The sequence below is a fragment of the Prochlorococcus sp. MIT 1011 genome, assembly GCF_047305235.1.
GTDB lineage: Bacteria > Cyanobacteriota > Cyanobacteriia > PCC-6307 > Cyanobiaceae > Prochlorococcus_B.
Genome location: NZ_CP138983.1, coordinates 997,162 through 1,016,303 on the forward strand (window position 1 = coordinate 997,162; position 19,142 = coordinate 1,016,303).

A 19,142-nucleotide genomic window follows, 5' to 3' on the forward strand; every position below is an offset into this window, starting at 1 on the left:
TCATTGTTTTTTGAGTTCTAAAGATTGCAATGATTCATATATTATATTTGAAACTGAGTTAATATCATCATTTGAAATCCATGGACCAATAGTTATTCTTAATCCAGATTCTTGTAGTGGTTTATCAACATTAATTGCTACCAGTATGGGATTTGGTCCTTGATTAGATGATGAGCAAGCACTACCACTACTTATATAAACGCCATGTTGTGACAATAATCGAACAATTTCTCTACCTTTAATTGGAATCATTGATTTTGTATGACAGAGAAATGAAAGATTATTAGGTAGTCGTTCTCTATGAGGACCAATAAAAGTAAGTTGTTTATTCATAACTAGATTTTTTTTTAAAAGAGAAGTCATTTTGGAGACATTATTCATTGGAAATGATGTTTGATTATCTTTAACCTCTATATATTCATTTAGCAGGTCAATTGCTGTCGAAAAACCTGCAATAAGGGGAACTGACTCAGTACCAGATCTTATAGAGCCATTCTTAAATCCATATGAAGGATCATTATGTAATAACTCTCGAACGCCCCTTCGCAACATTAATAATCCAATACCTTTTGGACCTTGAAGTTTATGCGCTGAGGCACTAAGCATATCAACATTTAATTTACTCCAATCAATAAGACCGCTAGGGAGGACCTGTGTAGCATCAGTGTGAAAAAGTATATTTCGTTTCTTACATTCCATACCTATAAGATTTATGGGCTGAATGGAACCAATCTCACTTTGGCCCCAGATTATCGAAACCATTTTTGTTGGAGGAGATAACATCTCCTCCAACAAATCTAGATTAATAATTCCATAACTATCTACAGGCCAGTATTTAATATCCCAACCATCATTAAACAATTGATTGGCTATTAAGTTAATAGAAGGGTGTTCAACGCTACTTATAACTAGTCTTCCTTTATCAAGATTATTCGATACAACTTTAAGAGAAAGATAATTTGACTCAGTTGCTCCAGATGTAAAAAAAATTTCTTCAGATGAAGCTTTTAATTTATTAGCTATTGATAATCTAGATCTTTCCAAAATCTCTCTTGCAATAACCCCAACCTTATGGATACTTGATGGATTACCCCAGCATTCAGATTGAATATCCTTTAGTTTATTAATAACATCTATATGTGGCGGAGTAGTCGCTGATGCATCGAGATAAATATTATTCATTTTCAAGTATGTTTAAATATCTATTTCTCCATGAAATACTTTTAAGGCAGGCCCCTGCATTAAAACTGGACCTTCTTGGTTAGGCCATTCAATTTCTAATTTGCCACCTGGCAAATAAATGTTAGCGTTGTTTAAAGTTTTACCTAGCTTAGATGTTACGACCAGACAAGCGCAAGCCCCTGTACCACAAGCAAGTGTTGGCCCGCAACCCCTTTCCCATACCTTAACTTTAATATTTGAGTTATCAATTAATTCAACAAAGTGAACATTGGTATCATTAGGAAATGTATTGTGTTTTTCAAGGAATCTTCCCCATTCTTCGAATGGTATATTGTCAATTTTATCAACAAATACGATCATATGAGGATTACCCATACTAGCAGCATAAACATTTAAAGTTTGATCATTTATCGTAATCTTTCCATTAGGAACTGGTAAATTATTCATTAATAATTTAGTAGGTATATCTTCAGGAGAAAGAATAGGTTCTCCCATATTTACTTTAATATTTTCATTACCAGCAATAGAGGTGAGAATCAGACCAGCTTTAGTTTCAATTCGAATCTCAGACTTATCATTAATTTCATTATTATCGTTTAAAAAAGCAATCAAGCATCTTATACCATTGCCACACATTTCTGGTTCAGAACCATCAGAATTAAATATCCTCATTTTCACGAAACATTTATTTTTGGAATCTAATACAAGAATAATTCCATCAGCTCCGATGCCAAAATTTCTATGACATAGATGTTCAATAAAGTTATCTTTATTTTCAGTAAATAAATTATCTAAGTTATTACCACGTGCATCAAAGATAATAAAATCGTTACCAAGTCCTTGATATTTTGAGAAATTATATTTCATGATTTAAATTTTGTTTAACTATGATCTAAGAAAATAAAGCGTTCCTGGTAGTAATTTCAGAAATATTCGCATATTGGGCATCAATTTATGAGAACATTATCTGATTGGCAAATCAACTACTGAAGGAGATCTTCCTTGAATAATACTACTTCAGAGATTAGTGACCAGCGTTACGAGCCTCGTGAGATAGAAGCATATTGGCAAAAAGAGTGGGCTAATCAAGGGCTCTATAGAACAAATACTTATGTAAACAAAGACAATACTTTTTACGCCTTGTCAATGTTCCCATACCCATCGGGTTCCTTACATATGGGGCACGTGAGGAATTATGTCATTACAGATGTACTGGCTAGATATAAAAGGATGCAAGGTTATAACGTTCTTCATCCAATGGGATGGGATGCCTTCGGTTTACCGGCTGAAAATGCAGCAATAGAGAGAGACACAAGTCCATCAACCTGGACAGATAAAAATATTTCACAAATGAAAGATCAATTAGATCGACTTGGATTATCAATAGATTGGTCTAAAGAAGTTACTACTTGCAAAGAAGATTATTATAAATGGACTCAATATATATTTAATCAATTACATAAAAATAATCTTGCCTATCAAAAAAAAGCAACAGTAAATTGGGATCCAATTGATCAAACTGTTCTTGCAAATGAACAAGTAGATGCTGAAGGTAAATCTTGGAGATCTGGAGCTAAAGTTGAGAAAAAGGAATTGAACCAGTGGTTTCTACGAATTACTAGTTTTGCAGAAGATCTAAATAAGGATTTAGTTAAGCTTAAAGACTGGCCAGAAAGAGTCAGGGTTATGCAAAAAAATTGGATTGGCAAATCAATCGGTGCAGAAATAACATTTGACATCAAAAATCTTAACAAAAAAATAACAGCTTTCACTACAAGAATAGATACAGTCTATGGAGTAAGTTATCTTGTCTTAGCTTCAAATCATCCATTAATTGATCAATTAATAAATGATAAAGATATAGATCAATTAATAGAGTTTAGGAATACACAAGAAAAGTTAAGTGATCTAGAACGTAATTCCGATAGTAGAAAAAAACTTGGAATGTATTTAGGAGTCAATGCAATTAATCCAGCAAATAATAAAGAGATACCTATTTGGATTGGCGATTATGTGATTATGGAATATGGGACTGGAGCTGTCATGGGTGTTCCCGCTCATGATAGTAGAGATTATAAGTTTGCTAAATCATATGATTTACCAATTAATTATGTCATAAGACCCAATAATGATGAAGATGATAGTTATCTAAATGCTGAGTACGTAGATAAGGGAATCATCATCAATTCAGATACATTCAATGGAATTGAGTCTGATATTGCAAAAACAAAAATACTTGAATTAGGTTCAAAAGCTAATTGGGCAAAACCAAAAATTACGTATAAGTTAAGGGATTGGCTTATATCTAGACAAAGATATTGGGGCTGTCCGATTCCGATAATTAATTGTAAGAAGTGTGGTCAAGTAAGAGTCCCAGACGAGGATCTGCCTGTTTCTCTACCTATTGATATTAAATTAACTGGTAAAGGAAAGTCACCTTTAACCACAAAAACAGAATGGATAAAAACTTGTTGTCCAAAATGTGGAAATGAAGCAAAAAGAGAAACTGACACAATGGACACTTTTATGTGTTCATCATGGTACTTTTTAAGATATATTAACCCTGAAGATAAACAAAATCCATTTATAAAAAGCGAAATAGATAAATGGCTTCCTGTTAAACAATATGTTGGTGGTATTGAGCACGCAATCCTTCATTTACTTTATTCAAGATTTTTAACCAAAGCTCTAAAAAGCTGTGGATTAATAAATATTGATGAACCCTTTAAGAAGCTATTAACACAGGGAATGGTTCAAGCTATTACTTTTAAAAATCCAAATAATAATAAATATTTTTCAAAAGGTCAAATTAAAGATATTAATGATCCTAAAGATCCAATTACTGGAGAAAATATTGATATTATCTACGAAAAGATGTCAAAGTCTAAATATAATGGTGTAGACCCATCAGTAGTCATAGATAAATATGGTGCAGACACAGCCAGAATGTTTATTCTTTTTAAAGCTCCTCCTGAAAAAGATTTAGAATGGGATGATTCAGATGTTGAAGGACAATATAGATTTATACAGAGACTCTGGAAATTTGTCATTAATACTTTAGAACTAACAAAGAGTAAATCAAGATTAAATATAGAAAAAGAAAAGTCTAAAGATGATGATGCTTTACGTCTAATTAATATTGCTATTAAAGAAATTACTGATGATTTAGACAATCTTCAATTTAATACAGCAATATCTGAACTTATGAAAGCTGTGAATGGCCTAAGTTCAATAGTTAATAACTGTAGTAATGAAACTCTAACTAATGTTGTTTCAATATTAGTTAAAATAACTTCTCCATTTTCTCCTCATATTGCAGAGGAGCTTTGGAAGACAATCGGAAATACTCAAAGTATTCATCTTCAGTCATGGCCAAAATTCGATGCAAGTGCGATTGAACAAGATAGTTTTAAACTTATGATCCAAATTAACGGAAAAGTTAGGGGATCAATCGATACCAGTAAAAATCTATCTAAAGACGAATTAGGGGATATAGCTATCAAAAGTGATGCAGCTCAGAAATGGATAGATGGAAAAGAACCAAAACGGATAATTGTGGTTCCAAATAAATTAGTTAATATAGTTATTTAGAAATCAGTTTTTCGAAATAATTAATTGATCTGGATTTGATTGATTACCATTCATTGAATAATGATCTGAATTTTCAGAAAGTTTTCTCAGAATCAAATATATCGACTCAGTTGAGTCAGTAGACAATGCATCATTAATTTGTCTTAAAGTTCTTTCTTTTCCATCTTCCAAAAGTTCATCAATTTCTTTTTGTAGATTAATTATGTTTGTAGCGGCTCTTTTCCCAGCTTCAACTCCTGGTTGATTGTAGGCATTAACATTAATCAATTCAGCATATAAACTTACTGCTCGCTCAAATAATGCAATTAAAGCACCAAGACTTGACTCATCAAAGGATTTAAATGTGATTGTCAAATTCTGCCTCCCACCTTCAGTTAATGCTGCGCGTGTTCCTTGAAGAAATCCAGACAAGTAATCCCCAGGTCGTTTATTTTTTACTTCAACTATATCTGATGGATCATGGAGAATCTCAATGAAATTAACAAAGAAATTATCAATACCATCTCTTAATTGCTGCACATATGCATGCTGATCAGTAGAACCTTTATTTCCATAAACTGCGATACCTTGATTAACTTGATTTCCATCTCTATCTAACTTCTTACCTAAGGATTCCATCACAAGTTGTTGAAGATATCTACTGAAAACTTCTAATCTGTCTCTATAGGGAAGTACAACCATATCTCTTAACCCTTTTCCATTTCCAGATTTGTACCAAGCTAAGGATAAAAGTGCCGCTGGATTATTTTTAATATCTTTTTCTCTTGTTAGAGCATCCATTTGAGATGCTCCATCTAAAAACTTATTAATGTCAGCGCCAATTAGGGAGGCAGGTAATAATCCAACAGCACCAGTAATACTTGTCCTTCCACCAACCCAATCAGGTAAATCAAAGATATATAACCAATTTTCGCTAGCAGCTAAGGCATCTAACTTACTACCTTTTGTAGTAATTGCTATCGATCGAGATGACCAGTTCTGGTTGTTATCGAGAACAAACTTCATAGCTTGCTCCATTCCTATCAAAGGTTCAGGAGTGCCACCCGATTTACTAACAACTACAAACAAAGTTGATTCAATATTAGGAAGAATTGAATTTAATTTATGGGAAATCCCCTCGGGGTCTACATTGTCTAGAAAATGTAGATTCAATCCAATTGACTCTCTCTTAAATGACTCTTTAATAAGTAATGGACCTAATCCACTACCACCTATGCCTATCCAAAAAACATCTGTATATTTTTTCCCATCGCTGTTAGTTATTTCACCATTTAATATTGATGCTCCAAACTTTGTTATGTCTTGAATTTCTTTGGTGATGGAGTCTGAAATTTCCTTACTTGGAGCAATCTTCGGATTTCGAAGCCAGTAATGACCAACTTGCCTCCTTTCATCAATATTGGCAATCGATCCATTCTCAAGACTTTCTAAAGAATTAAAAGCTTTGGAATAAATGTCCTTAAATTTTTCAAAATCACTCTTCTCCACATTCATTCTGCTTATATCTAGCCAAAAACCTAATGAATCATCGCTAAATAAAAGATCGCAGTACCTTAACCATTTATCGTTGTTATTCATCTGGAAGATGTCAGTTATTTCCATTATTGATATGAGAATACTCCTTAATGAGTTTTGTTAGCAGGTACTCTCAAAAGAGAACCGTTAAACAAATTGATTTAATTTATATTAGTCAAGAATGGTTTTCGATTGGCGAATGTTTAGTAATTGACAAATAGGAATGTAAATAAGGTTGATAGTTATTTTTATCTAACCTTTGGGATATCTAAATGTTGAATTAACTTTCATTACTATTAAATATGTCTTTATATTTAGATATTGTAATTTCATCCAAAGGGCATATATTTAGTTATAGATAATAATTGTTTAATGAAACAAGATAATAAAAAATATATGGAGAATAATATATCTTATGATTTAAATGAACATTGCCTGATTAGCCCACTAGATTCAGAAAGCCCTTTATTTGAGCCTAAAATAAGATTAGGTGTCCTTGCTTCTGGTAATGGCTCTAATTTTGAGTACATTATTAAATCAATTCAAAATAACCAACTTAATGCAGAAATTTCTATATTAATTGTCAATAATCCTGATTGCTTCGCAATAAAAAAGGCTATCAAATACAAGATACCCTATGTAATTATTAACCATAGAGATTGTCAAACAAGATTAGAACATGACATGCTGGTATTACAAAAACTGGAGGATTTATCGGTAGAACTAATTGTTATGGCTGGATGGATGAGAATTGCTGGAGAAGAATTAATTAATAGATATATAAACCGACTAATTAATATACATCCATCACTATTACCTTCTTTTAAAGGAATTGATGCAATACAGCAGGCAATAGACGAGAGGGTTACTATTACTGGTTGTACGGTTCACTATGTACAAAAGGAAGTTGATTCTGGCTCAATAATTATTCAAGCTGCAGTACCTATTCAAGAACATGATAATAAAGAGACTTTAACAAAAAGAATTCAACAAATGGAACATATAATATTACCTTTAGCGATAGCAAAAGTAGCAATGAATATAAGAACTGGCTTCAGGGGTAATAAGTAATCTTAGGAAGACCAATATCTGATTCAAGTCCGTGCATAATATTTAAATTTTGTATGGCCTGCCCTGCTTGACCTTTTAGAAGATTATCTATAACACTCATCAGTACTATTCTTCCATTACGTTTATCAACTTCAACTGAAATCATAATTTTGTTAGTATTTTTAACCCATTTAGTAGCTGGATAAATACCCACAGGTAAAATATCAATAAATGGTTGATTTTTATAAAAAGCTTCGATTACAATTTTGCAGTCTTCTGCTGTTAATCCAGGATCTCTTAAACGAGCATAAACTGTCGATAAAATACCTCTAACCATTGGCACCAAATGAGGCGTAAATTGCAAGTTGACTTCATGACCAGCAAAGAGACTAGCGATTCTTTCTATCTCTGCCGTATGCCTATGCCCAATGACTCCATAGGGCTTAATTGATTCAGAGCATTCAGAGAGTAAGAGTTGTTCACTTGGATTTCTACCAGCGCCGGATGTACCAGATTTTGCATCAATAATAATTCCTTCACTTTCTATTAATCCTTGTTTTAAGAATGGAATAAGGACACTAAGAGATGAGGTTGGGTAGCAACCTGGACAAGCAATTAATCTTGCCTTTGAAATTTCACTACTAAATTCCTCTGAAAAGCCATAAATAGCCTCTTTACATAATTCGTAGTCAAATCTTTGATATTTTGAAGCTTCCTTGGAATAGACTTCCTTCCATTTATCTAATGAATTAAATCTATAATCAGCCGATAAATCAATTACTTTAATACCTTTTTCTAATAATAAAGGGGTTAATTGTGATGACAAACCGTTTGGCAGACTCAATATCGCATAATCAGAATTTTGAGCGATTTCATCAACATTGCTTTTGGTTATCTCTTTATCCCCCAAAAGTTTCATAAAAGGATTTATTTCATTCCAGCTCTTACCTACTGATCGCTCTCCATTTAAAAATGAAATCTCAAAGCTTGGATGCTCATTAATCAACTTAACGAGCTGAAGTCCACCATATCCAGATGCTCCAACAATTGCGATCCTCCCAGTTTTAGATGTACTAATTGCCATAACACCTAGGTTATTTCGTAGAATAATGGGATATTCATTTGAGAATAATTAGCAAAGAACCATTTCACCACAAACAAGAGGAATAAGTTGAAATCAGAAGATTGTTATGAAATTGAATTTGATGATATAGCGGATGCACTTGCTGCTATTAGAAACGGTGAATGTGTTGTTGTAGTAGATGATGAAAAGAGAGAAAACGAAGGGGATTTAATTTGTGCTGCTCAATTTGCGACTCCTCAGCAAATTAATTTTATGGCAACTGAAGCTAGAGGATTAATATGTCTAGCAATGCAAGGGGAAAGATTAGACCAGTTAGATCTACCTTTAATGGTCGACAGAAATACCGATTCCAACCAAACAGCATTCACCGTAAGCATCGATGCAGGTCCAGAATTTGGAGTATCAACAGGTATATCAGCTGAAGATAGAGCTAAAACAATTCAAGTTGCTCTTAATAGTCAAACAAAACCAATAGATTTAAGAAGACCAGGTCATATTTTTCCCTTAAGAGCAAAAATTGGTGGCGTATTAAAAAGAGCTGGACATACGGAAGCAGCAGTAGATTTATCTTTGTTAGCTGGTCTATCTCCTGCAGGAGTTATCTGTGAAATCCAAAATCTGGATGGTTCAATGGCAAGACTTCCAGAATTAAAAAAATATGCACAGGAAAGAAATTTAAAATTGATAAGTATTGCAGATTTAATTCATTACCGACTTGAAAATGAGCGATTTGTCTACAGACAAGCAATTGCAAAACTTCCAAGCCTATTTGGAGATTTCAAGGCAATAGGTTATAAGAACGAATTGGATGGATCAGAACACGTAGCGATAATAAAAGGCGATCCAGATAATTTAAAAGAACCAGTATTAGTCCGCATGCACTCAGAATGTCTAACTGGAGATGCATTTGGATCATTAAGGTGCGATTGCAGACCTCAATTAGAAGCGGCCTTATCAAGAATATCTGAGGAAGGAGAGGGAGTTGTTGTATATCTAAGGCAGGAAGGTAGAGGAATAGGTTTAGTTAACAAATTAAAAGCCTATAATTTGCAAGATGGAGGATTAGATACGGTTGAAGCTAATGAGAAGTTGGGTTTTCCTGCAGACTTAAGAAATTATGGAGTAGGTGCACAAATATTGACAGATCTAGGAATAAACAGGCTTAAGTTATTAACAAATAATCCAAGAAAAATAGCTGGTCTTGGAGGATACGGACTTCAGGTTGAATCAAGAGTACCGCTTGTGATATGTCCTGGTGATCATAATGCAGCATATCTGGAAGTAAAAAGAGAAAAACTTGGTCACTTATTTGATAATAATATTCAGGCAAATTTAAGCAATGAAAGACAAAATATTGTTGTTTATTGGGATGGTAAGGTTGATAATAATGAATTAAAACATTTTGAAGATAAAGCAAATAGATGGTCAGCAAATCATTTTCTAAATATTTCTATTCAAAACTCGCCTAGGTTGATAGCTCTATGTAAAAACCCATTATTTATATGGAATATTAGACATAGGGATATTAAAACCCATTTAGAAGGTAACTTAATAGATAAAAGGTTACTTGAGTTATTACTTAAAGAACTATGTAATTGGAAAAAGACAGAAAGAATTGGAATAATTAAAACAGATAATTATGAAATACTTTTACATCCTTCTTCAAATTTATTAATTGAAGAGAAGAAAATTAGCGAACTTTCAAATATTGAAAATTCGCCATTGTTTGATTGGGATTTAAAACATAAAACAAGTGCTATTGAATGGTATTAATTCACAAAAATATTATTAAATGATAGTTTCATTATTTAATGCTTATACTGTTAATCTTTGTACCATTAGAAATAGACAGTAAAGTTTTCATGTCATCAGTTTTACCGAAAACTGTATGCACTCCATCCAGGTGAGGTTGTGGAGCATGCACTAAAAAGAATTGACTACCTCCAGTATCTTTTCCTGCGTGTGCCATAGAAAGAGAACCAGCCTCATGCTTGTTTGAATTAATTTCACAGTTAATAGAGTACCCAGGGCCTCCAGTTCCAGGCATGCCTCTTGATCCTTCTCGGGTATTTGGACATCCGCCTTGTGCCATAAACCCATTAATGACTCTGTGGAAAGAAAGGCCATCGTAAAAGCCCTCTTTAACAAGCTTCAAAAAGTTTTCTACTGTTTTGGGAGCATCCTTATCAAACAGGTCAATAGTCAATTGGCCTTTATCTGTATCCATCAACACTTTAGACATAGTTCTAATAAATTTTTTTTATATAATAACTGTTTTATAATTTAATGCAGAAACTATATTTTTTAAATATAAAATTTTAATTTAATTATAATTCAATCACATTTTAATGTAATTAGTGCTGTTCTTAAATTGCCCTTTGAATCATCAAGTAATTGCTTAGCCTCAACAACATCCATCCCAGTTAAAGCAATTAATAAAGATAATTTCACTGATCCATTTGTCTTCTTTAAAAGCTCAACAGCCGTTTCTTTATCAACTGAACCAATATCAAATAAAATACTAATTGCTCTATCCATTAATTTATCGTTGCTCACTGATAAATCAATCATTCTATTTCCATAAACCTTGCCTAGTTTAATCATCACAGATGTTGAAATTATATTTAAAGCCATTTTTGTAGCAGTTCCAGCTTTCAGTCTTGTTGAGCCTGCAAGTATCTCTGGTCCAGTAATAAGCCTAATATCGATATCATTATCTAATGTTGAATCACTTTCCGGAACTGAAGAAATAGAAATAGTAAGTGCATTTATACTTTTGGAATAGTTTAAAGCCCCGAAAACATATGGAGTTCTACCACTAGCTGTTATCGCAATTAAGACGTCTCTATTTGAAAAATTTCGATCTTTAAGATCAGAAATAGCAATCTCAGGTAAATCCTCTAGGGATTCGGAACTTCTTGTTAATGATGGTATACCTCCAGCAATTATTCCCTGAACCAAGTCTGGGTTCGTGCAAAAAGTTGGAGGAAGTTCTGAGGCATCAAGTACACCTATTCTTCCTGAAGTACCAGTACCAATATAAAACAATCTACCATTTGATTTAAGTCTAACTGTGATTTCATCGATAGCATTAACTATATGTGGGATTGCTTTCTCAACGGCCTTTTGAGGTTCTTTATCGGCTTCAGAAAAGAGCTTAACGATTTCATATGTCGATTTAGTATCAAGATTAATTGAGGTTAAATTAATCTGTTCAGTTAATATTCGATAATTATTATCTTTTAAATTATTGCTTGAATTAATCATAAAAGATTTTCTAATCGATTTTTTATATCTTCGAGTTCATCTTTAGAGGATAAATTATCATTTATTTTGTCCTGATTTTGCCAATTTCCAACTTCTAAATTCGAAAGAGGTGGGGAAATCATTAAACGTTCTTCATCGGTACTTGGAATAAAACCTTTCTCGACATAACGAGCCTCATATCCAGCCTCAACACAAAAAGCTTCAATATCGATCCTCGTCAAGGCCTCAACAGATGGTGTAGGAAAATCCTGAGCCTCTAGTAGACCACAATATCTTTCAGCATCGTCCTTGTCTTCAAACATAAGGATTACTGTTTTGCCTTTAAGTTCCAGGGAATGTATACCCTCGCTTTCAGTCCCCGCTTCATATAAAAGGACATTAACTAGCATAGGAATTAAATAATCAAATACATTATAAATCTATAAAATAAATACACAATATGTTTCTAATAATTCTCCATAGAAATTTCATTTAGACGTTGATATAATGCAAGTTCAGAATCACTTAGATTATCTGGCAACACAATAATTATTTCAACAATTTGATCACCTCGATATTCTTCGTACTTCAATCCACGACCTCTAAGTCGTAACAACCTTCCTGTTGAAGAATTTGGTGGCACTTGTAAGGTCACCGATCCATTTAGAGTTGGTATATCAACAGCACACCCCAACAAAGCATCATGAGGGAATAGTTCAAGACGATACTTGACCCTCAGTCCATCAATTCTTAACCCTTCATCGGTTTGAACCTTTAATTGAACAAAATGATCTCTGCAACCAATTGCAGCACCTTGAATTCTTAATCTCCAGCCATCGCCAGCAAATGGAGGAGTTAAGACTTCTACGAGAGTCCCGTCTTGCAACTGAATATCAACTGATGAACCATAAAGAGCTTGATCTGGTGTGATTTCTACAATTGATTCTTGATCTTCATAAATTAATGTTGGTGGTGGTGATGGATCACTTGTAGTAGGAATATACTCATTAAAGTTAGATTCTTCATTATCTTCATATTCATCCTCAGGAAGATCAGAATATTGATAATTAATATCATCATTTTCGCTTTTTAAATTGGTTTTTATACCTAATACAACATCTAAATATTCCTCATAAGTTGGAAATCTATTCTCAAAGATATCGTGGATTTTATTATTTAATTTCTCCCATTCTTTTCTCTTTTTTGGATCACTTAAAATCGCATAAGCCTCATTAATTAATTTGAATCTTTCTTCAGCATTAACATCATTCTTATTTAAATCAGGGTGCCATTTTCTAGCCTCTTTCCTGAAGGCTGATTTAAGTTCATTAGAATCACAATCTGGTGAGACACCTAATAGCGACCAATAATTAGGATCAACGGTAGTAGTCATTGTCCCAAGGATCTAAATCCCTTCTTCCATAATTATTTTCACGATTTCTATTTTGACTTCGTTGAGAATAATCCCAAGGGTCATCATCCCAGTAATCATCTGAAAACAATTCGTCCTTTAATGATCCAAAAGTATTTTTTATCCCTTGTATAGGATTAGATTCTGTTTTTCTTTCTGCTGATAAGCGACGATTTAAACCAAATAATGCTTCTTGGAGAGAACCAACAGCATATTCAAGTTCTTGTAAATCATTATCTTCAAGCAAATCTTCAACGTCCCTCATGGCAACTTCAACTGATCTTTGTTGTCTTTCTGCTCCAAAAGGTCCTAATTCAAGAGAAGCATCCCTCAGACGTCTTTCAGCTTGGGCAACAAGTGTTAAAGCATTATTCTTTTGATCAATAGAAGCTCGCTTTTTTCTATCCTCAGATGCTTTTATCTTTGACTCCTCAATCAATTTATTAACTTCATTTTGATTCAGGTTTGAACCACCGGTAACACTTACAGATTGCTTCCGTCCAGTAGTTCTATCAGTTGCACTGACCTCTAATAAACCATTTGCATCAATATCAAAAGCTACCTGAACTTGAGGAACCCCCCTAGGAGCTGGAGGTATTCCAGACAATCTGAATTTACCTAATGATTTGTTGTCTGAAGCCATTTGCCTCTCTCCTTGCCATATATGAATTTCTACTGATGATTGGTTGGAGGCCGATGTACTAAAAACATCTGATTGTCTTACTGGTATGGAAGTATTACGAGGAATTAACACTTTCATTAAACCTCCAACAGTTTCAAGCCCTAGTGAGAGGGGTGTGACGTCATTTAATAAAAGGTCTCTCAACTCTCCTGAAAGTATTCCGCCTTGAATTGCGGCACCAATAGCAACCACTTCATCAGGGTTCACAGATTGACAAGGTGGATTTGGTACTAACGTCTTAACTAATTGCTTTACCATTGGCATTCGAGTACTGCCTCCTACAAGAACCACTTCATCAATTTCCTCAGGATTCCAACCTGAATCATCAATAACAGAATTGACAGGATCAAACAATCTATCTAAAAGATCGCTGCAAAGACTCTCGTACATCTTTCTACTAAGAGTCGTCTCTATATGTAATGGACCATCCTTGCCTGTAGAAATAAAAGGAAGAGATATTGGCGTGGTTTGAACACCGGAAAGTTCTTGTTTGGCTTTCTCAGCTGCTTCAGTAAGTCTTTGTAAAGATTGCCTATCTCTTCTCAGATCGATGTTGTTTTTTTCTAGAAAATCTTCGGCGATCCAATCAACAATTCTTAGATCAAAGTCATTACCACCCAATTGTGTATCACCTGAAGTTGCCTTTACATCAAAAACGCCATTGGAAATTGACATTAAAGAGACATCAAATGTTCCACCACCTAAATCAAAGACCAATACTTTTCGAGAAGAACTTTTATCAAACCCATAAGCAAGAGCAGCTGAAGTTGGTTCATTCAGTATCCTTTCAACGGATATACCTGCCAAAATTGCAGCATCGCGAGTTGCTTGTCTTTGTGAATCGTTAAAATAAGCGGGAACAGTTATGACAGCAGAATCAACATTTTCGCCTAAATAAGTTTCAGCGTCATCGATTAACTTCCTAATAATATTTCCAATCAATTCTTCAGGGGCATATTCTCTTTTAGTTAAGGGGGAGGTTATACGAACATTTCCCTGATCATTTGAGCGAACACTATAAGGAACTGAAAGGCTTGTCTCTTCAAGCTCATCCCATGCTCTACCTACAAATCTTTTTAAATTTGAAAAAGTATTTTTTGGATTAAGAACTAATTGTCTTCTAGCTAGTTGACCCACCAACAATTCAGATTCCTTAGTAAAGCCAACAACTGATGGAGTAGTTCTTGAACCCTCAGCACTAGAAATAACAACAGGCCTACCAGCCTCCAACACCGCTACAACGGAATTAGTCGTTCCCAAGTCAATGCCAACTATTCTCCCCATGGCAATAGTTATTTAAGCTCCACAGTAACTAGCATTTAAGGGTATTCAATACTTATTATGTACCCTTCAACACTTAAAGCCAATCCTTAACCCTCCATTAGTGAAAAATTTGAAATTACATATAGATTCATAATGTAAATGCTTTTGCGCGTGGACATAGAAAGGACATCGAAATTTTCACTGAGAACAAGACCAGCTTCAGAGAAGATGGTTGATATAGGCTTTAAAAATATTGTTGTTGCGATGGCTTCAATGGTAGCCGTAGTTCTTTTTTCCATATTTGCAGTCGTTTACTATGAATCTACTGAATCGATTTCAAGATATGGACTGAGGTTTCTTTTTAGCTCTGCATGGAATCCAGTTACAGATGAGTATGGTGCATTCACAGCTATTTATGGAACCCTTTTTACATCGATTGCTTCATTAGTAATTGCCATTCCATTGGGCGTCGGCACTGCAATATTTATAACTGAAAATATAATTCCCAAATACATAAGAAATATAATTGGAATAATGGTTGAGCTTTTAGCCGCTATTCCGTCAGTAGTTTTAGGACTTTGGGCAGTATTCATTATGGAACCATTTATCAGACCATTTTTGAACATAATCTATGAAGTATTTGGTTTTATACCATTTTTCGGAACTAAACCTCTAGGAGCTGGAATGATGCCTGCAATATTAATTTTAGTTGTAATGATATTACCTATAATTACTTCGATTTCAAAAGATTCTCTAAAACAAGTTCCATCAAAACTTAGGCAAGCTGCCTATGGAATTGGAGCATCAAGATGGACTACTATTTTTAAAGTTATTATTCCAGCCGCAATTTCTGGGATAACTGGAGGAGTTTTACTTGCTCTAGGAAGAGCTATGGGTGAAACAATGGCCGTTACAATGATTATTGGCAATTCAAATAACTTTAGTTGGTCAATATTTGCTCCTTCATATACAATTTCATCCATGCTTGCTAATCAATTTGGTGAAGCAGATGGAAGCCAAGTCTCTTCTCTAATGTATGCAGCACTAATCCTAATGATATTAACCTTATTGGTTAATGTATTTGCCCAGTGGATTGTAAAAAAATTAAGCTTAAAATATCAATAAATGAATTACACTTCACAAAAAGCTCTAACTTATAATCCCTCTCTAATTAGAAATATTGGGAATAAAGCCTTAACTATTATTTCTGCTCTTTTTGCCATTATTTCTGTACTTCCATTAATATTAGTCATTAGCTATGTATTAATTAAAGGTGGAAGTTATATAAACTTTGATACCTTAATACTTGAACCCGAGCCACCCGGAGATGATCTTCTCTCAGCTGGAGGAATAGGACCAGCAATAACTGGAACTTTTATAATGACTGTGATTGCTTCAATAATATCAATACCTGTTGGAGTGGGAGGTGGAATATATCTTGCCGAATATTCAAAATCAGGAAAGTTTGAAAAATTTATAAGGTTTGGATCAAATGTACTTGCAGGGGTTCCTTCTATAATTGCTGGTGTATTTATATATGCAATTATTGTCTCTACCAAAATATTATTTGGATCAATGTTCAGCGGTATTGCAGGCGGAATATCACTTTCAATTTTAATGCTTCCAACAATAATTAAAACTACTGATGAAGCACTTAAATTAGTTCCAAATGACATGAGAAGAGCTGCATTAGGAGTTGGTGCCTCAAAATTCAAAATGATAACAAATATCACATTACCAACTGCATTTAGTTCAATTTCTACAGGCGTATTACTAGCACTCGCTAGAGCAGCAGGAGAAACAGCTCCCTTAATATTTACAGCTCTCTTCTCCCGTTACTACATTACAAGTTTTGATGATCTTTTCTATGAAATGGGTTCATTGTCAGTGTTAATTTATAATTTCGCTCTTGAACCATATGAAGCTCAAAATCAACTAGCATGGGCAGCATCATTCATATTAGTTATTGTACTTTTAAGCCTTAATATCCTTTCAAAATGGATAGGAACACTTGGTGCTTTTTCAAAAAATAAAGTATAATTATGAGCAAAACTAATAATAAAATAAGCTAATGAAAAAAAAACATATAAAATCTACATCTTCAGTTTCATTAGATAATGTATCAATTACATATGGCAATTCAGTTGCAGTTAAAAATGTGTTTTGTGATATAGAAAAGAATCAAGTTACATCTTTTATAGGTCCATCAGGATGTGGTAAATCAACCGTCATTAGAGCAATCAACCGAATGAACGATTTAATAGAAGGTTGCAAATTATCAGGCAGTGTTATTTTTGAAGGGATAGATATATATGCAGAGGATATAGATCCAGTTGAAGTTAGAAGGAGAATTGGAATGGTTTTTCAACAACCCAATCCTTTTCCTAAAAGTATTTACGAAAATATTGCCTTTGGTGCAAGAGTTAATGGATATAAAGGTAATATGGATCAACTAGTAGAAGAATCTCTTATAAAGGCAGCTGTTTGGGATGAGTGCAAGGATAAATTAAACGAAAGTGGTTATTCATTATCTGGTGGTCAACAACAAAGATTATGCATAGCAAGGACAATTGCTATTGAACCTGATGTGATTTTAATGGATGAGCCATGCTCAGCACTTGATCCATTATCTACATTAAAAATTGAAGAGACAATTCATGAATTAAAGAAGAATTTTACAATCATTATTGTTACGCACAATATGCAACAAGCCAATAGAGTCAGTGATTACACAGCTTTTTTCAATACAGAGAAAAAAGATAAGGATATAGGTGGAAAAATTGGATTTTTAGTTGAGTTTGATAAAACAAAAAACATGTTCAATTCACCAAAGCAAAAATCAACTCAAGACTATATCTCTGGAAAATTTGGTTAATCACTAAGGAGTTGTAATTTTAACGCGACCTTAAGGAACGGAGAGAGAGGGATTCGAACCCTCGATAGGGTTGCCCCTATACAGCATTTCCAGTGCTGCGCCTTCAACCACTCGGCCACCTCTCCTTAAATTCAGCAATGAAGAACTTTTTCAATTACTATATTTTAATATATACCACATTAGAGCTATTGTTAAAAATAAAAATGTCGGATTTATTTATCAAAAATTTTTATCATATATAAGGTTCTAGTAATAATTAATTATTTAATAAAAATAAATTGATTTAAAGATAAATAGAGTCAAACAATAGCAGTCCATTATTATAAATAAAAACTATAGATATGTTTATACCTTCCTGTAAAACCGCAGCCTTTAATGCAGGTCTAACTAAAGATGAAATTAATATATTATTAGATATTTCCAAGCAGGCTGCGGAAAGAGGTGGCGCATCGCTAATGAATAATTATGGAAGGATTAAAACGATAAATTGCAAGGGAACTGCTGGCGATCTCGTTACTAATGCAGATTTAGAATGTGAAAAAATAATAATTGATTATTTAGAAACAGAGACTCCTAATATTTCTATTCTTGCTGAAGAAAGTGGATATAAGTTAAAAGATGGAAAATTAAAATGGTGTATAGACCCACTTGATGGAACAACAAACTATGCCCATGGATATCCGTTTTTTGCAACTTCAATAGGTTTAATTTGGAATAGCAATCCAATATTGGGAGCAATATCAGTACCTTCTTTAAATGAAATTTATTATGCCTCTCCAGAGCATGGATCATTTTGTAATGGCGAAACGATAAAAGTCACGAACACAAATTCCCTATCTGATTCACTCTTAGTTACTGGTTTCGCATATGACAGACGAGAAGTATTAGATAATAATTATTCAGAATTTTGTTGGCTAACTCATCGTACCCATGGCGTCAGAAGAGGAGGAGCAGCCGCAGTAGATCTAGCATTTGTAGCATCAGGTAAAGTGGATGGTTTTTGGGAACGTGGGCTTGCAAAATGGGATATGGCAGCAGGAGTACCACTAGTTGAAATGGCAGGTGGAATAGTATCCAACTATCCTTACGGAGATTTTGATCTTAATACTGGTAGAATTCTTGCTTGTAATCCAAAGATACAAAATGAACTCATAAAAGAACTTAAAAAAATTAGACCATTAACAGCTAACTCTTATGGTGGAAAATAGTCCTAATTTATGTGATCCTTAAGTAATAAAAAGAT

16 protein-coding genes and 1 tRNA gene are annotated in these 19,142 nt (G+C 33.7%); 7 read left to right on the forward strand and 10 right to left on the reverse strand.

The window, feature by feature from the left end:
- Complete coding sequence (locus SIB75_RS06205) at positions 1 to 1,182, reverse strand: cysteine desulfurase family protein (protein ID WP_413682449.1); 1,182 nt, start codon at positions 1,180 to 1,182, stop codon at positions 1 to 3.
- Between the two features lie 12 nt (positions 1,183 to 1,194).
- On the reverse strand, positions 1,195 to 2,049 hold the full coding sequence (gene dapF, locus SIB75_RS06210) for a diaminopimelate epimerase (protein ID WP_413682450.1): 855 nt from the start codon (positions 2,047 to 2,049) through the stop codon (positions 1,195 to 1,197).
- Positions 2,050 to 2,184: 135 nt separating this feature from the next.
- On the opposite strand from dapF, the gene leuS reads away from it, so the two are divergent.
- Positions 2,185 to 4,773, forward strand: coding sequence for a leucine--tRNA ligase (leuS, locus tag SIB75_RS06215; RefSeq protein ID WP_413682451.1), 2,589 nt, complete (start codon positions 2,185 to 2,187; stop codon positions 4,771 to 4,773).
- A gap of 3 nt (positions 4,774 to 4,776) precedes the next feature.
- On the opposite strand, the gene SIB75_RS06220 is transcribed toward leuS, so the two are convergent.
- Complete coding sequence (locus tag SIB75_RS06220; protein WP_413682452.1) at positions 4,777 to 6,375, reverse strand: glucose-6-phosphate isomerase; 1,599 nt, start codon at positions 6,373 to 6,375, stop codon at positions 4,777 to 4,779.
- Between the two features lie 285 nt (positions 6,376 to 6,660).
- Between SIB75_RS06220 and purN the strand changes: the two genes are divergently transcribed.
- Positions 6,661 to 7,359: a phosphoribosylglycinamide formyltransferase gene (gene purN / locus SIB75_RS06225; RefSeq protein ID WP_413682453.1), complete on the forward strand. Its 699-nt coding sequence runs from the start codon at positions 6,661 to 6,663 to the stop codon at positions 7,357 to 7,359.
- On the opposite strand, the gene argC is transcribed toward purN, so the two are convergent.
- Complete coding sequence (gene argC / locus SIB75_RS06230) at positions 7,343 to 8,422, reverse strand: N-acetyl-gamma-glutamyl-phosphate reductase (RefSeq protein ID WP_413682454.1); 1,080 nt, start codon at positions 8,420 to 8,422, stop codon at positions 7,343 to 7,345. The genes purN and argC overlap by 17 nt on opposite strands.
- Before the next feature lie 87 nt (positions 8,423 to 8,509).
- Here argC and ribBA point away from each other — a divergent pair, with 87 nt between their 5' ends.
- Positions 8,510 to 10,195 (forward strand): bifunctional 3,4-dihydroxy-2-butanone-4-phosphate synthase/GTP cyclohydrolase II, encoded by a 1,686-nt coding sequence (gene ribBA, locus SIB75_RS06235; protein ID WP_413682455.1) that lies wholly within the window; start codon positions 8,510 to 8,512, stop codon positions 10,193 to 10,195.
- Between the two features lie 31 nt (positions 10,196 to 10,226).
- On the opposite strand, the gene SIB75_RS06240 is transcribed toward ribBA, so the two are convergent.
- From SIB75_RS06240 to dnaK, 5 genes are all read right to left on the reverse strand, one after another.
- A complete protein-coding gene (locus SIB75_RS06240; protein WP_413682456.1) occupies positions 10,227 to 10,664 on the reverse strand; it encodes a peptidylprolyl isomerase in 438 nt (145 codons plus the stop codon).
- Positions 10,665 to 10,756: 92 nt separating this feature from the next.
- Positions 10,757 to 11,689 (reverse strand): N-acetylmuramic acid 6-phosphate etherase, encoded by a 933-nt coding sequence (murQ, locus tag SIB75_RS06245; RefSeq protein ID WP_413682457.1) that lies wholly within the window; start codon positions 11,687 to 11,689, stop codon positions 10,757 to 10,759.
- Complete coding sequence (locus tag SIB75_RS06250; protein ID WP_413682458.1) at positions 11,686 to 12,078, reverse strand: DUF3110 domain-containing protein; 393 nt, start codon at positions 12,076 to 12,078, stop codon at positions 11,686 to 11,688. Before SIB75_RS06250 ends, murQ begins: the two co-directional genes overlap by 4 nt.
- A 56-nt stretch (positions 12,079 to 12,134) precedes the next feature.
- A complete protein-coding gene (locus tag SIB75_RS06255) occupies positions 12,135 to 13,061 on the reverse strand; it encodes a DnaJ domain-containing protein (RefSeq protein WP_413682459.1) in 927 nt (308 codons plus the stop codon).
- On the reverse strand, positions 13,045 to 15,045 hold the full coding sequence (dnaK, locus tag SIB75_RS06260) for a molecular chaperone DnaK (RefSeq protein ID WP_413682460.1): 2,001 nt from the start codon (positions 15,043 to 15,045) through the stop codon (positions 13,045 to 13,047). The genes SIB75_RS06255 and dnaK overlap by 17 nt, the downstream gene beginning before the upstream one ends.
- Positions 15,046 to 15,183: 138 nt before the next feature.
- Here dnaK and pstC point away from each other — a divergent pair, with 138 nt between their 5' ends.
- Genes pstC through pstB form a run of 3 tightly spaced genes read left to right on the forward strand, consistent with a single transcriptional unit; the run spans position 15,184 to position 17,899 of the window.
- Positions 15,184 to 16,149 (forward strand): phosphate ABC transporter permease subunit PstC, encoded by a 966-nt coding sequence (gene pstC, locus SIB75_RS06265; RefSeq protein WP_413682461.1) that lies wholly within the window; start codon positions 15,184 to 15,186, stop codon positions 16,147 to 16,149.
- Entirely contained in the window at positions 16,150 to 17,064 is a 915-nt protein-coding gene (gene pstA / locus SIB75_RS06270) for a phosphate ABC transporter permease PstA (RefSeq protein ID WP_413682462.1), read from the forward strand.
- A 31-nt stretch (positions 17,065 to 17,095) separates the two neighbouring features.
- Positions 17,096 to 17,899, forward strand: a complete 804-nt coding sequence (gene pstB / locus SIB75_RS06275; protein WP_413682463.1) for a phosphate ABC transporter ATP-binding protein PstB — start codon at positions 17,096 to 17,098, stop codon at positions 17,897 to 17,899.
- 38 nt (positions 17,900 to 17,937) lie between these two features.
- On the opposite strand, the gene SIB75_RS06280 is transcribed toward pstB, so the two are convergent.
- A tRNA-Ser gene (locus SIB75_RS06280) sits at positions 17,938 to 18,024 on the reverse strand.
- Between the two features lie 216 nt (positions 18,025 to 18,240).
- On the opposite strand from SIB75_RS06280, the gene SIB75_RS06285 reads away from it, so the two are divergent.
- The gene (locus SIB75_RS06285; protein WP_413682464.1) at positions 18,241 to 19,107 is read left to right on the forward strand and encodes an inositol monophosphatase family protein; all 867 of its coding nucleotides are present in this window, start codon (positions 18,241 to 18,243) and stop codon (positions 19,105 to 19,107) included.
- The last annotated feature ends 35 nt before the right edge of the window (positions 19,108 to 19,142 follow it).

Excerpts from the sequence above, each read along its gene's own strand:
- SIB75_RS06205 (WP_413682449.1), bottom strand. The coding sequence starts at position 1,182 with ATGAATAATATTTATCTCGATGCATCAGCGACTACTCCGCCACATATA.
- dapF (WP_413682450.1), bottom strand. The coding sequence starts at position 2,049 with ATGAAATATAATTTCTCAAAATATCAAGGACTTGGTAACGATTTTATT.
- SIB75_RS06220 (WP_413682452.1), bottom strand. The coding sequence starts at position 6,375 with ATGGAAATAACTGACATCTTCCAGATGAATAACAACGATAAATGGTTA.
- purN (WP_413682453.1), top strand. The coding sequence starts at position 6,661 with ATGAAACAAGATAATAAAAAATATATGGAGAATAATATATCTTATGAT.
- argC (WP_413682454.1), bottom strand. The coding sequence starts at position 8,422 with ATGGCAATTAGTACATCTAAAACTGGGAGGATCGCAATTGTTGGAGCA.
- SIB75_RS06240 (WP_413682456.1), bottom strand. The coding sequence starts at position 10,664 with ATGTCTAAAGTGTTGATGGATACAGATAAAGGCCAATTGACTATTGAC.
- murQ (WP_413682457.1), bottom strand. The coding sequence starts at position 11,689 with ATGATTAATTCAAGCAATAATTTAAAAGATAATAATTATCGAATATTA.
- SIB75_RS06250 (WP_413682458.1), bottom strand. The coding sequence starts at position 12,078 with ATGCTAGTTAATGTCCTTTTATATGAAGCGGGGACTGAAAGCGAGGGT.
- SIB75_RS06255 (WP_413682459.1), bottom strand. The coding sequence starts at position 13,061 with ATGACTACTACCGTTGATCCTAATTATTGGTCGCTATTAGGTGTCTCA.
- dnaK (WP_413682460.1), bottom strand. The coding sequence starts at position 15,045 with ATGGGGAGAATAGTTGGCATTGACTTGGGAACGACTAATTCCGTTGTA.
- pstC (WP_413682461.1), top strand. The coding sequence starts at position 15,184 with ATGCTTTTGCGCGTGGACATAGAAAGGACATCGAAATTTTCACTGAGA.
- pstA (WP_413682462.1), top strand. The coding sequence starts at position 16,150 with ATGAATTACACTTCACAAAAAGCTCTAACTTATAATCCCTCTCTAATT.
- pstB (WP_413682463.1), top strand. The coding sequence starts at position 17,096 with ATGAAAAAAAAACATATAAAATCTACATCTTCAGTTTCATTAGATAAT.
- SIB75_RS06285 (WP_413682464.1), top strand. The coding sequence starts at position 18,241 with ATGTTTATACCTTCCTGTAAAACCGCAGCCTTTAATGCAGGTCTAACT.